Genomic DNA, 13,849 nt, shown 5'->3' with positions numbered 1-13,849 from the left:
TAGAGGCAATTTTTTATGTCTGGCTCATCTTTATTTAGAAAGCGGATAGATAAATAAAAAATGGTTAGATAATAATGACATCGATAAATAAGTTTTTCATATTGGCAGTTTTGTCAGGACTGCCCGAATTGGCATTCGCCGATCAATTAAATCAGGCCAACACCGCTTGGGTGCTGACTTCTACGGCCCTGGTACTGTTTATGACTATCCCCGGCTTATCGTTATTCTATGGCGGCCTGGTCCGAAGCAAGAATGTCTTGTCGGTATTGATGCAGTGTTTCGCGATTACCTGTCTGGTATCCATTTTGTGGTTGATAGGTGGTTACAGTTTTATCTTCGCCGATGGCGGCGAGTGGCAACCATTCATTGGCGGCGGCGGGAAAGCGTTCATGAGGGCTTTGCGCACGGAAACGCTCAGCGGTAACTTGCCCGAAACGGTCTTTTTCATGTTTCAGATGACCTTTGCCATTATCACCCCGGCGCTGATTGTCGGCGGTTTCGCCGAAAGAATGAAGTTTTCCGCGATGCTTTGGTTCAGCGCGCTATGGTTGATTTTGGTGTATATGCCGGTGTGCCATTGGATTTGGGGTGGCGGATGGCTGGCCGAGCTCGGGGCAAAGGATTTTGCCGGCGGTATCGTAATCCATGTCAATGCCGGCGTGGCGGCGCTGGTTGCGGCGTTGGTGATCGGTAACCGTAAAGGCTTCCCGACCACGCCGATGCCGCCGCATAATATGACGATGGTGGTGACCGGCGCCGGAATGCTGTGGGTGGGATGGTTCGGCTTCAACGGCGGTAGCGCGTTGACCGCCGACGGCTCCGCCGGCATGGCTATCCTGGTCACGCATATAGCCGCCGCCGCTGGCTCGTTAACCTGGATGACGATCGAATGGATGCGCTTCGGCAAACCCAGCGTGCTGGGTATTGTGACCGGCATGGTGGCTGGGTTGGGCACGATCACTCCGGCTTCCGGTTTCGTTGGTCCCGCGGGCGGTTTGTTTATCGGTATCGCTGCCGGAGCACTCTGTTTTTACGCCACCCAATATATGAAGCGGGTGTTGAAAATCGATGATTCCTTGGACGTTTTTCCGGTACACGGCGTCGGCGGCATCGTCGGTTCGATTTTAACCGGCGTGTTTGCCGCCGAAAGCTTCGGGGGCCTGGGACTGGCTGGTGTCAGTATCGGCGAACAAGTTACTGTGCAGGCCTTGGCCGTATTGGTGACCATCGTCTGGAGCGCCGTATTCAGTTTTGTGATCTTGAAAGTCATCGAGAAGACGATCGGGCTTCGGGTCACTAACGACGAAGAGGTGGAAGGCCTCGATATCGTGCTGCACGAAGAGACCGGCTACCATAACCTCTAAGCGGGGCAGTTTAAGTCCTACTTAACCAATCTTTGTTCGCATCCGCTCCGGCAAGCCGTTTTTAGGGTTGCCGGAGTTTTGCTTTTCTGAGTCTTCAAGCAGCGTATTTAGCGCTATTCGAACGGGTTTGCCGACCAGGAAACTTGGAATGAGGGAGATGAGCTACTAGACTTTTAACACAACCAAAGACCAACGCCTCGTCTTTGCGTGTGCATTAATACTCCACTCTCGATAAAATCATGCAGCAAAGAAAGGTATTGCGCGTCATTCGAGATAATTTCCTGCTATTTCTGGTTTATTATCTCGCCGGCCATTTGTCCATGGAATTTTTGGCTACGCCGCCCAGCAATGCGGCGGCAATTTGGCCTCCGGCCGGCATATCGCTCGCGGCGGTGTTGGCATGCGGTTATTCCGTTTTACCCGCCGTGTTTATAGGCGATTTGGTCATCGCGATGGAAATTTTCGGGTTCGCCGATTTTTCCGCCATCGTTTTTTCATTGATGGTCGGCTTTCAGGCGTGTTGGGCGGCCTGGTTTGGCGGTTTTCTGATCAATGGCTTGCTCGGTAAAAACAATCCGTTATTGGATAATCGTTCGATAGTGATGTTTTTGCTGCTCGGCGGTCCGGTCAGCCATATTGGACCCTCGGTATTGGCGATCGCCACGGAACTGTGGTTGGACGAAGCCGCTAACGCGGAGAAAAGCGGCAGTAGCCGGTAATTTATAAAATGTAATCTCACGCCCTCTTTTAAGAGGGATTATTCCATGACGAATCATGAGGTTACGCGACAATGACAACATCATTCGAATCCCATTTCAAGCAAAACTATCAAAGCCATCTGAAACACCTCAAACTTAAAGGGTTGCAGCCCAAGACGATCGAGGCCTATGCCCGTGCGATTCGACGTATCGGCCAGTATTTCAACGAAGACATCAATGCGTTGACCGAACAGCAACTGACCGATTATTTCACCGATTTGCTGGAGTCGCATTCTTGGAGTGCGGTCAAGTTGGACCTGTACGGTCTCAAGTTTTATTACACCCATGTACTGCGCAAGCCTTGGGTCGCGCCGCAGTTGGTCAAGCCGCCGAAGGCGCAACGTTTGCCGGATATCGTCACTGTCGACGAGGCGCGGTGTATCTTCCAGTCCACGCGTATTCTCAGTTACCGGGTGTTCTTTTTCACGCTCTACAGTCTAGGTTTGCGCCTCGGCGAGGGATTGCGTCTTGAGGTTGGGGATATCGATGCCGGTCGCCAACGCGTGCATATCCGAGATGCCAAGGGCAATAAGGATAGACTGGTGCCGTTGCCGGCTGCCACCCTGGATTTGCTACGCCGCTTCTGGCAAGTTCACCGGCATCCGGTCATGTTGTTTCCCAATCGCCATGGCGGTTTGAAGGGCGCGCAGCGCGCGCAGAGCCCTTTGGATCGCGGTGGCGTGCAAAAGGCTCTGCGCCAAGTCGCGCAAGACTGCGGTTTAAAAAAAAGATTACCCCGCACTGTCTGCGGCATAGCTATGCCACACATTTGATTGAAGCGGGCGTCGATCTACTGGAAGTGCAGAAAATCCTCGGTCACCACAGTATCCTCACCACTGCCCGCTATACTCACCTGACCGACGGCACGAATCAAAATACCGGCCAGTTGATTAATGCCTTAATGAATGGCTTCGACATCGACTGGGGGGCGGTCAAATGATCTTGCTTTCCGCCATCATCCAAACCTTCGAAGCCGAGTTTCTGGTCGCTTACCAGGGTCGCTTGTCACCCAGTCAGCGTCAGGCGCTGGCCGCGATGAAACACTGCCGCACGTCGCAAGGCCCTGTGATGTTGGCGCAATGCGATGATTGCGATCGGCAACGCTTGGTGCCGCATTCCTGCGGCCATCGCAGCTGCCCGCATTGCCAGTCGCACGAATCGCAACAATGGCTGGAAAGGCAGTTGCAGAAGCAGGTGCCGGCCGAATATTTTTTGCTGACGTTTACTTTGCCCAAAGAACTCAGGCCGTTGGCCTGGCAACAGCAACGTACGTTGTATGATCTGCTGATCCGCTGTAGTTGGGATACCGTCAACACCTTCACCCGCAACGATCAACAGCTTCAGGGCAATGCCGGTGCTATTGCTGTGTTGCATACCCATTCCCGCCGATTGGATTACCATCCGCATGTACACTTGGTGATGCCGGCGGCCGCCATCGATCCTGATAAACGACTGTGGCGCACCAAACAGGGTAAAAAGGGCCGGAAAGGCTATTTGTTCAATCACAAGGCAGTGGCCAAAGTGTTTCGGGCCAAATTGCTTGAAGCGATCTCGCAGGCCGGTTTGACATTGCCTGACTACTATCCGCAACAATGGGTCGTTGACGTCAAGTCGGTCGGACGCGGCGATAAAGCCTTGGTTTATCTGGGACGTTATCTCTATAAGGGCGTTATCCAGGAAAAGGACATTATTGCCTGCCGAGATGGCCAAGTAACCTTCCGTTACCAGGACAGCAAAACCAAAAAGTGGCAGACTCGAACACTACCCGGCGTGAAGTTTCTGTGGCTGATGCTCCGCCATGTTCTGCCCAAAGGCTTTAGGCGGACTCGCAACTTCGGCTTTTTGCACCCCAACAGCAAACGGCTGATTCGTCTGCTGCAAGTCTTGCTCGGCGTCAATCCCAATCGTGCTATCGCTTGGCTCAGGCCCCGCCCGAAACTCCAATGCCCATGTTGTGGTGGAACCCTGCAGATTATCAAAACGCGCATTCTCGGTTCTTCGGCTGTCATGGCATTGAATTCGACCAAAGCGTAGAGGCAAAACCGGTTATGTAAGCGGCATTTCTCACTGACCCAAACCGATCATCGGGCATTTTAGCACCGAGGCTTTCGTTCGGTCTGAATTCAGGGCAAAATGCCGCTAAAATCCGAAATTCCGGGTGTGATGATCAGCATCACGCCCATTTCAGCCCGTTTATCGACGTCAACGCTTGAAATGGGCCAACACATCCCCCAATCCTTCGAAAAGCTATTTTCTTATATAACGCTCCCTCCGAATACCGGGCTTGTCCAACAAACGGTTCAGATTGTGGCTCGCTCCGCGATTACAATCTAACCTTATTCGTTAGGCGCGATCAATCCCGGCGATACGATGTCCAGCATTTTTACCTGGTGGCTGGGCGGCAGTATCGGCGTCATTTTGTTTACACCGCTGGTTTTAATCTTCATTGCGCAACCGCGCTCGGCTTGGCAACCGCGTATCATCCCCGTCTTTTTACCGCTTATTTTCCTGTGCGTTGCCGGGGTTTGGTTTTTTACTTTCATTAAAATGGACGAACAAAAAAGGTTGCAACATCTGTTCGAACAAACCGCTTCTGTCGTGCATCGACAGGTTATCGAGGAAGGCTCGGAGCTGGTCGAAAAAGGGGAGGACCTGCGCCTGTTCATCAGCGCTTACGGCGGAATATCGCAAACGGAGTTCCGTATTCTTAGCCGAGCGGCCTTGCATGAGCGCTTTGAAATTGCCGCACTGTCCTGGATTCCCGGCACTAGGCTTAATGCAACCGTTGCTCAAGCGGCCGAGAAAGTTGGATTGATCGAGCCATATTTTGCCCATGATTTGCTGCAACTGATCGGCCGTGCCGATAAGAGCGAATGGTATGCGATGCTTCATCGCCTACAAGATCGTGGCGCAGTTGGATTGATCGAGCCGATAACAGTGAAATCCGCGAACGGTTCCCGCACCCTGGCGGCAATGGCCTTGCGTGTAGATCCTTATGAGGGCGAGGAAGGACGGGTTGGGGCCAACAATGACGGTGTGTTGGGTTTTCTGACGCTTTTTTTCGATTACGACAAATGGCTCTACAAGGCGCAACAATTGGCCGATAGCCGCAACATCACGTTACGGCTGAGCAAAAAGGCCGCTGCCGAACCCAAGGCAGGCGGTTCCGAAGCCGTCATTACCGATTATGGTTTCGAAATAACGATGCCGGTTAACGTATTGGGAACGGTTTGGAGGTTTACTTATCGACCGAGCGACGAATTTATTATCAGTCACACGACATTCTCGTATTGGTGGGTTGTAATAGCCGGCTTTTGCGTCATTAGCCTGTTCGGCTTCTTGCTTCTGTCCACGACCGGACAGACGCTGCAAACGCAGAATTTGGTGGATGAACGCACCCATCAATTGAACAATGAGCGGCGCTTGTTGGAATCGATACTGAACAATATCAGGGAAGGCATCGTCGCCTGCGACAGAAGGGGGAGGCTGACCATGTTGAATAGGGCCGCCTAGGAACAATACGGTTTGGAAGCCCGCAACCTTTCTCCGAGGGAATGGGCCGACTATTATCGGCTATTGGAAGCGGATGGAAAAACGCAGTTGCTATTGATGCGTAATCCGCTGTATCAGGCGTTAACCGGAAAATCGGTTGCGGCCTTCGAGATGATGATGAGACTGCCCGATGAGTCGCTTATCGCTTTGTCGGTCAATAGCCAGCCGCTACGGGACGACCAGAACAAGATCGTCGGGGCCGTGGCCTCCTTCCAGGACATTACCAGCCGGAAGAAAAATGTTAATGAACTGAAGAAGTTATCCCTGGCGGTTCAACACAGCCCCAGCGGGATCATGATGACCGATATTTCCGGCAGGATCGAATATGTCAATGACAAATTCGAACAAATCAACGGCTATACGCTGGCCGAGATCATAGGCAAAAATCCCAGCTTTCTGAAGTCGGGCCGGACATCGGAGCAAACCTATAAGGAACTTTGGGAAACGTTATTGAGCGGCCGCGATTGGCAGGGGGAAATCCTCAATCAAAAGAAAAACGGTGAGTATTACTGGTCGATACAATTCATTTCCCCGGTGAAGGATGAGCAAAATAAATTGACTCACTTTGTCTGTATCATGGAAGACGTGACCGAAGTGCGCAAAAAGTCGGAAATGATTTCCTATCAGGCCAGTCATGATGATTTGACCGGTTTGCTGAATCGGCGGGAATGCGAGAAGCGCCTGGAAAGAGTGATCAAAGGCGCCAGGGCCAACAATACCCGCCATGTGTTTTGTTTCCTGGACCTGGATAAATTCAAGATCGTCAACGATACCTGCGGCCACCTTGCCGGCGATGATTTATTGCGCGGCATAGCTGGTCTGTTAGGCAAACAACTGCGTCAGCGGGATACGCTGGCACGATTAGGCGGCGACGAATTCGGCATCATCATGGAGCATTGCCAGTTAAAACAAGCCCGGGAAATTGCGGAAAAGATCTGCCTTGAAATCTGCAGTTACAATTTTCATTGGCAGGGACATTGTTTCAAGATCGGCGTCAGCATCGGCCTGACCGAAGTCAATAAGCTTTCCGCCGATTTTACCACGGTGATCGAGCAGGCCGACCAGGCTTGTTACCGGGTCAAAAAACAAGGCCGGGGACAAGTGGCCTTGTTTTCGGACAATAACATCGTGCCGTTCTGAGTTGGACTGGTGCTATTGCTGGTTGGGTTTCTGCCAATGCAGCCAGCTCCATAAACGGTACAGCATTAGCATGACGACGATGCTGACGGCGCCGGTCACGAATTCTTTGTGTTGTATCAGTAATTGTTTGATCTGTTCGATCAGTTGCGCCGACAGTTGCTGGTACAACAGCAGGCAGCCCAGCGCGAACACGAAGAAGCCGAAACCCTTTTTCAAATAACGGCTATCGATGTATTTGCTCAGGCTGCTGCCGATAAAGCTGCCGCCTATAGTGCAAGCCAAGACTATTAGCGTCAGATCCCGGTCTATCGCCATGTGGTTGGCATGGCCGGCCAGGGCCGCCGTCGATTGCAAAACGATGATGAACAGCGATGTGCCGATGGCGGCCTGAATGGGCAGGCCGGCCAGTAGAGACAAGGCCGGCACCAGCAAAAAACCGCCGCCGACGCCGATCAAGCCGGTGACGACGCCGACCAGGATGCCGTCGAATAGTATCGCGGCAAACGGCAGGTCCATCGGGCAAAAATCGCCGACACTGTTGCTTTCGTTCGCGGCCGCGTTTTTATTGCGGATCATCGCAAACGAGGCTAACAACATGACGGTGGAGAATAACACCAGCAAAATGGGGCCGGGAATGAATGCCGCCAGCCTGCCGCCGATAAAAGCGCCCAGCATGCCGGCGATGCCAAACGTGAAACCGGTTTTCCAGCATACCATTTTGCGTTTGGCATAACGAACCGTCGTGATGGCGCTGCTGATTCCGACCACGATCAATGACGTGACGATGGCGCTTTTGGCCGGCTGATCCGCCAGGTAGACCAGCATCGGTACGGTCAGGATGGAACCGCCACCTCCCAGTAGTCCCAGCAGGATACCGATGACAATGGCCGAGCCGGTGATTAATGCCATGTCGGCCGCTTAACCTTGGATGATGGCGCCCCGGTCCTTGTCCGGTTGGCCGCAGGATTGATTGGCGGGCAATGCCTCATCGATGAATTTGGGATAGGGCAGGTCGAGCTTGTTCATGATGTCGATAAATTCCTCGCGCGATTTATTGTTGCCGAGGCGGGCATTGAGAGCCTTTTCCTGTTTGATGGTCGAGACGGTCATGCCTTTATAGTCGTGGCCGGGATACACCAGGGTATCGTCGGGCAGGGTAAACAGTTTTTGCGTGATGCTGTCGTACATAACGCCCGAGTCGCCCTGCTGGAAATCGGTGCGGCCGCAGCCGTTGATCAACAGGCAATCGCCCGTAAAGACGCGGTCATCCACCAAATAACTGGTGCAGCCGTTGGTATGGCCGGGAGTGTGCAGTACCTTGATCTCGATGTCGCCGACTTGCAGTTCCACGCCGTCGGTGACCAGCAGGTCGGCGCACATCGCGCCGGCATCGCGGTGGACCACGCCCTTGCTGCCGATGCGGTCGCGCAGATCGCCGGCGCCGGTAATATGGTCGGCATGAACGTGGGTTTCCAGCGTATAGACCAGGTTTAGGTCCAGCGCCTCCAATTGTTCGATATAGAAATCAACTTCGCTGGCGACCGTATCGATCAGGATGGCCTTACGGGTATATTCGCAGCCCAATAGATAGGTGTAGGTGGAGGTTACCGGTTCGAAAAATTGTCGGAAAATCATAACAGTCCTCCTGCAAATGGTTGCTGAAATTGTTTATTATTAAACACTAATATACAAAGAAAAGCCAGTCTTTATGGGCGATGTTAGCCGTCGTTTTCGCTCAGCCAGTCTCGGGGTTGCAAATAATGTTCGTACAATAGGGCTTCGCGGCTGCCGGCTTCCGGTTGCCAGTTGTATTTCCAGTGCGCGACCGGCGGCATGGACATCAGGATAGATTCGGTGCGGCCGCCCGATTGCAGGCCGAACAGCGTGCCGCGGTCGTAAACCAGGTTGAATTCTACATAGCGGCCGCGCCGGTAAAGCTGAAACTCTCTCTCGCGTTGGCCGTAGGGCGTATCCTTGCGTTTTTTCACGATCGGCAGGTAGGCATCGAGATAATGGTTGCCGACGCTTTGCATGAAGGCAAAGCTTCGTTCGAAACCCCATGCGTTCAAATCGTCGAAGAACAAACCGCCGACGCCGCGGGTTTCCTGGCGATGTTTCAGATAAAAGTAGTCGTCGCACCATTTTTTGTAAAGGGGGTAGACCTCTTCGCCGAACGGCTGGCAAGCCTTGCGCGCGGTTTCGTGCCAGTGGATCACGTCTTCCTTGAAAGGGTAAAACGGAGTCAAATCGAAACCGCCGCCAAACCACCAGATCGCTTCCTCGCCTGGTTTTTCCGCGATGAAAAAACGCACGTTGGCATGGGAAGTCGGTACGTAAGGGTTGCGCGGATGGATGACCAAGGAAACGCCCATGGCTTGAAAGCGGCGGTTGGCCAGTTCCGGCCGCGCGGCCGTCGCCGAGGCCGGCAGCTTGTCGCCGTGGACATGGGAAAAATTGACGCCGCCCTGCTCGATGACCTCGCCGCCGCTTAAAACCCGGGTCCGGCCGCCGCCCCCTTCCGCTCGTTGCCAATTATCTTCCAGAAAGCGGGCTTTTGTTTCGACGCCTTCCAATGTTTGGCAGATGCGGTCCTGTAAATCGAGTAAATAGTCTTTAACGCGGTCGATATGGTCGTTGTTCATTGCTATCGGGTTTTTATTGTTGCGAGGGTGACAAGCGATTCAGCTGTATGAATACTTTTGATTTTACCGGAAACGGTCGGTCCGTTGGGAAAATCAGTCCGCCGCGAATGCTTTGGCGGCGAAACGGATTTGGAATTCCGCGCCGGGCGAGCGATTGACCACGCTGACTTTTGCCTGCATCGACGCGGCCAGTTGCGCCACCAAGGCGAGGCCGATACCGGTGCCGGGGGTGGCGCGGGTCAATTCGTCGCCGGGCCGGTAGAACAACCGGAAGATTTTGTCTTGTTGGCGCCTGGCAATGCCGGGGCCGTAATCGCGAACATAAAATTCCAGCCATTTCGCCGTTAGACGATAGCCGATATCGATGACCGGTTTTTCCGCGCCGGCGGCAAATTTCAAGGCGTTGTCCACCAGATTGATGATGATTTGAAAAAAAGCGTCTTCATCGATCTCGATGGCGGCTGGCGGTTCTTGGTCTGCGGCGACCAGGTCGACCTTAAAACCGGCGTTGGCGACCTGGACTTCGATTTTTTCCGGGATTCTCTGTAACAGGCTGGCCGCCGGCGTTGGCTGCAGTTCGAGAGGATGGCGGCGATGATCGATACGGGCAAGTTGCAGCACATTGGCGATCAGACGTGACAGCCGCTCGCTTTCGAAGAAGATGAAGTCGTAATATTGTTGTTTTTTCCGTTCGTCGCCGATCCAGCCGGAGCGCAGCATTTCGCCGTACATCCGGATCGAGGTGATCGGCGTTTTCAGTTCGTGGCTGACCGCGGAAATAAAATTGCGTTGCTGCCGGCTTAATTCGATTTGGCGGCTCAGCAAACGGTAAAAGAACCACAGGCCGGCGATCAGCGTGAAGGCGATCGACCCTGCCAGTAGATCCACCAAACGGGTTTCGCCGCCGGCACCGCTAGATGCGTATATGATCTGCAATTCCAGCGGGTCGAAGGGCGGATTCAATGGGCGCTTGTATAGCGCTTGTTTCCCGTTGCCGGCGGCGAGCCTTAGTCGGGACAACATCTGTTGTCGATGAAGAATGCTGATGCTGGTTAAGCTTCCAGGGGTGGCGATGGATTGGGTCACGGCGTTAAAAAAAGTTTCGATAGCGACCAAAAAGCCTTGGGTGTAGCGGCTGTTGTCATGCCAGACATGGCGGTAAAAACAGAAGTAATGTTGTTTGACGATCAACAATTGGAGCGGCGAAATCTCGCTCTCGAAGCTCATTATCTCAATTTCGCCGGCATTGCCGGGTTCGGCTTCCTTCAGCATCGCGGCGTCGGCCCGCGAGGATTCGTCGACGACCGGTCGCGGCGGGCGTTTAAAAAAACTGCTGGCCATCGCCTGGTTGGGAAGTTGAACCTGTTCCTTGCGGTTTTGCCGCAAGCCGGATTGTTGTTTGCCGGGCCGGCTGGCAATGACGTCCGCATCCTTTGCCTTGGTCAGCTTTTTTGCCGCTCCGAGCGATTCGGTTTTTTCTGTCGCCTGGCCAACGATGTAGTGTTCGGCTTCATCCTCCTCGGCCGATTGCTTTGCATCCGCATCGGCGAATGCCGATTGTGGTTTTTTTTCCTTGGCTAACAGATCTTGCAGACGCCGTTTTAAGGCCAGCCGGCTTGCCAGCTCTTTGGTACTGAGGCCGGCATGATTATTGTGCTCTAATTCGGGCAGGGCGGGAATATGGAAGGAACCGTCCGGGTCGATGCGGAAATAACCGACGATACCCGGTATGTCCGTTTTAGGCGGCACTTCCGATAACGGCGAAAATTTAATGGCGCTGGATTCGATCAGCGGGTTCGCCGAGACATTGAAAAAACTGTAGTCGGCGCTAGGGCGCCGTTGTTCGCCGGCGATCAAATCCTGCAGAGCCGATTCCAGGCGTTCGGCCCATTGTTCGGCTTGTCGTCGGGCCTGATACGATGCCTCGTTTTGCAGTTGCCGGTAAACGATTCCGGTCAGCACGGAGACCGGGACGGCAAAGAGGAGAAAAAAAAGGCCCAGCCACAGTTTCAGGCGTTTCTTGTGGAGCGTCGTATCCATTGGCTGTTTCATGAGTCGCCGCCGGTTACGTCATCAGGCGGTAGCCTTCACCGCGCACGGTCACCAGGTATTCCGGTTGTTTCGGGTCGGTTTCGATTTTACGCCGCAGCTTGGCAATATGGATATCGACGGTGCGGGTTTCGATGACCTCGGCATGGCGGTAGCCCCAGACGCGTTGCAATAATTCTTCGCGCGACACCGGCCGATCGCAATGGCGCAGCAGATAGTGCAGTATATCGATTTCGCGGCGGGAGAAGTGATTGGGCCTTCCGCCGTCGATTTCACACAGATTGACGCAGTCGATTCGCCTCTCGCCCAGTCGAATCACAGCGTGCTGCCGTGCCGGCCCGCCACTTCTTTTCAAGACCGCTTCAACCCGCAACACCAGCTCCCGCACCGAAAAGGGCTTGGCGATATAATCGTCGGCGCCTAGCGTCAAGCCGGCGATGATGTCTTGTTCCGACGATTTCGCGGTCAGCATGATGATCGGCAATTGCTTGTCTTGTTCGCGGATTTTGTTGCAGACGCCGAAGCCGTCCAACTTCGGCAGCATGATGTCGAGGAGGATCAAGTCATATTGGCCGGATAACGCCTTGTCCAGGCCGAGTCGGCCGTCCGGCGCGGAATCCACCTGGTAACCGTGGTAAACGAAGACATCGATCAACCCCTGCAGAATCGCCTGTTCGTCTTCGATAATCAGTAGTTTGGCTTTCTCCGTCATGTTTCCCTCCTAAGTGAAGCGGGACTACAGCTTACACTGACTGCGGGAACGGCGTGTAAAAAATAGGTAAAAATTCAGGCGCAATTTTTACAAAGGCGTGTCTGCCATTTTGTGTCCTAGAGCGGTACTTTGAAACGGTCTAATTCATCACAGGAGAGCAGTCATGATTATCGATACGTCAACATCATTCGTCCGGTCCGTAAAAGCGTGGCTGGTCGGCGGAGCGCTGGTAGCCGGCTTGGCCGTTCCGGTTGCGACGATGGCCGGGCAAGGTTCGGTTAGCATCGACACCAAATTATCGCAGAGCAAATTGGTGCAAAGCGGCGATAACATTGTTTATCTGAATGTGACTATCCGGCCGTCGCCACAACACGAACGAATATCCGAACGCCGCGCCACCGACCTTTTATTGCTGTTGGACCGCAGCGGTTCGATGAGCGAAGCCCGCAAAATGCCTTACGCGAAAGCCGCGATCAGGGAGGTCCTGGGGCGATTGGATGGTAACGACCGCTTTGCCCTGGTGACGTTTTCCGATCAAGCGGTCGTGGCTTCGCATTGGCTCAACGTCGACGCGGCCAACCGGTATCATCTCGATCGCCTGGTCGAGGGTGTCAGCGCTTCCGGCGGCACCAATATGGGAGAGGGGCTGCAGGCCGTGTTGCGTTTACTGCAGTACGGGGACAGCGAGCGGGTACGAAAGGTGTTGCTGCTGTCGGACGGCCAGGCCAATCAAGGCATCACTCATCCCGACCTGCTGGCCAATATGGCCACGCAAGCGACCCGATACGGCGCGGTGATGTCGACTATCGGCATGGGCTTGGGATTCAACGAACGTTTGTTGGCAAAATTGGCCGATTACGGCATGGGCCATTATTCGTATCTGGAGGACTTGTCCGGGCTGGCGGCGATTTTGAATCGGGATTTGCAGGACAGCCGGCGGTTGTATGCCAGTCGCAGTACTCTGGAGATCCGTTTGGGCGAAGGCGTGCAGCTGGTCGATGCCGGCGGTTATCCGTTGAGTCGAGGCGGCTCGACGGTGACGATTACGACAGGGCAGTTATTGAGTAATACCGCGAAGCATTTCGTCATCACCTTGAGGGTGCCGAATGTCCGTACCGGTTCGCTTACGCTGGGCGATTTGCGTTTGAATTACCGGGTCGATGGCGAAACTTTGCAAGCGGTTCCAGACCGGCAATTGACGCTGTCGGTCGTGGCGCCGGAGCGCCGCGACGAGGCCAGACAATCGATCGATAGGGAGGTGTATCGACAAAGCTGGTTGGAAAATAATCTCGGCCGGGCCAAGAAACAATTGGGCCGCTGGCTCCGGGAGGGCAAGCGCGAGCAGGCCGAGCAGGTTATCGGCAACTACAAACGGGAACTGAAGGAGGCCGAACGAGACAGCGCAATTGAATTGGCGTCGCCGGCCGTCAATGAAGCGTTGCAGCAGATGGAATCGCAGGTCGACGAGGCATTCAGCGGCAGTTTACAAGAGCAACACATTAAACAGAACCGTGCCGCTAAGAGTTTGCAATACGAGGCGATAAAGCAACAGCGGAAATAATTTTGCGATAGCGGCAAGATCAGGAATGATCTTGCCGTGTTTTTTTCTCTTAAGCCTGACCCTGAAACAGT

General features: G+C 53.9%; 11 protein-coding genes and 1 pseudogene. 7 read left to right on the top strand and 5 right to left on the bottom strand.

Annotated features, from left to right (window positions below):
* The first annotated feature begins 74 nt into the window (after window positions 1-74).
* The 6 genes and pseudogenes from EP25_RS0109345 (at window position 75) to EP25_RS21895 (ending at window position 6,814) form a co-directional block, all read left to right on the top strand.
* Entirely contained in the window at window positions 75-1,364 is a 1,290-nt protein-coding gene (locus tag EP25_RS0109345; protein WP_031433618.1) for an ammonium transporter, read from the top strand.
* Window positions 1,365-1,603: 239 nt separating this feature from the next.
* A complete protein-coding gene (locus EP25_RS0109340) occupies window positions 1,604-2,083 on the top strand; it encodes an MASE1 domain-containing protein (RefSeq protein ID WP_031433617.1) in 480 nt (159 codons plus the stop codon).
* A 71-nt stretch (window positions 2,084-2,154) separates the two neighbouring features.
* A pseudogene (locus EP25_RS0109335) lies at window positions 2,155-3,062 on the top strand (tyrosine-type recombinase/integrase).
* Window positions 3,059-4,156, top strand: coding sequence for an IS91 family transposase (locus EP25_RS0109325; protein ID WP_036300033.1), 1,098 nt, complete (start codon window positions 3,059-3,061; stop codon window positions 4,154-4,156). The pseudogene EP25_RS0109335 and the gene EP25_RS0109325 overlap by 4 nt, the downstream one beginning before the upstream one ends.
* Before the next feature lie 336 nt (window positions 4,157-4,492).
* Window positions 4,493-5,635 (top strand): hypothetical protein, encoded by a 1,143-nt coding sequence (locus tag EP25_RS0109315; protein WP_031433616.1) that lies wholly within the window; start codon window positions 4,493-4,495, stop codon window positions 5,633-5,635.
* 12 nt (window positions 5,636-5,647) lie between these two features.
* Window positions 5,648-6,814 (top strand): diguanylate cyclase domain-containing protein, encoded by a 1,167-nt coding sequence (locus tag EP25_RS21895; RefSeq protein WP_031433615.1) that lies wholly within the window; start codon window positions 5,648-5,650, stop codon window positions 6,812-6,814.
* A 12-nt stretch (window positions 6,815-6,826) separates the two neighbouring features.
* Here the strand turns inward: EP25_RS21895 and EP25_RS0109305 are convergent, their stop codons facing one another.
* The 5 genes from EP25_RS0109305 to EP25_RS0109285 all read right to left on the bottom strand — a co-directional run bounded on the left by EP25_RS0109305 (window position 6,827) and on the right by EP25_RS0109285 (window position 12,217).
* Complete coding sequence (locus EP25_RS0109305) at window positions 6,827-7,723, bottom strand: sulfite exporter TauE/SafE family protein (protein WP_031433614.1); 897 nt, start codon at window positions 7,721-7,723, stop codon at window positions 6,827-6,829.
* A 9-nt stretch (window positions 7,724-7,732) separates the two neighbouring features.
* On the bottom strand, window positions 7,733-8,449 hold the full coding sequence (locus EP25_RS0109300; RefSeq protein WP_031433613.1) for an MBL fold metallo-hydrolase: 717 nt from the start codon (window positions 8,447-8,449) through the stop codon (window positions 7,733-7,735).
* A gap of 83 nt (window positions 8,450-8,532) precedes the next feature.
* A complete protein-coding gene (gene hemF / locus EP25_RS0109295; protein ID WP_031433612.1) occupies window positions 8,533-9,456 on the bottom strand; it encodes an oxygen-dependent coproporphyrinogen oxidase in 924 nt (307 codons plus the stop codon).
* A 93-nt stretch (window positions 9,457-9,549) separates the two neighbouring features.
* Window positions 9,550-11,508, bottom strand: coding sequence for a sensor histidine kinase (locus tag EP25_RS0109290; protein ID WP_084191000.1), 1,959 nt, complete (start codon window positions 11,506-11,508; stop codon window positions 9,550-9,552).
* A 13-nt stretch (window positions 11,509-11,521) separates the two neighbouring features.
* Entirely contained in the window at window positions 11,522-12,217 is a 696-nt protein-coding gene (locus tag EP25_RS0109285) for a response regulator transcription factor (RefSeq protein WP_031433610.1), read from the bottom strand.
* A 163-nt stretch (window positions 12,218-12,380) separates the two neighbouring features.
* Here EP25_RS0109285 and EP25_RS0109280 point away from each other — a divergent pair, with 163 nt between their 5' ends.
* Window positions 12,381-13,778 (top strand): VWA domain-containing protein, encoded by a 1,398-nt coding sequence (locus EP25_RS0109280; RefSeq protein ID WP_031433609.1) that lies wholly within the window; start codon window positions 12,381-12,383, stop codon window positions 13,776-13,778.
* The last annotated feature ends 71 nt before the right edge of the window (window positions 13,779-13,849 follow it).

This window comes from Methylomarinum vadi, from assembly GCF_000733935.1.
Lineage (GTDB): Bacteria > Pseudomonadota > Gammaproteobacteria > Methylococcales > Methylomonadaceae > Methylomarinum > Methylomarinum vadi.
The sequence above is the reverse complement of the archived record's forward strand: the minus strand, read 5'-3'. Positions and strand labels throughout refer to the sequence as shown.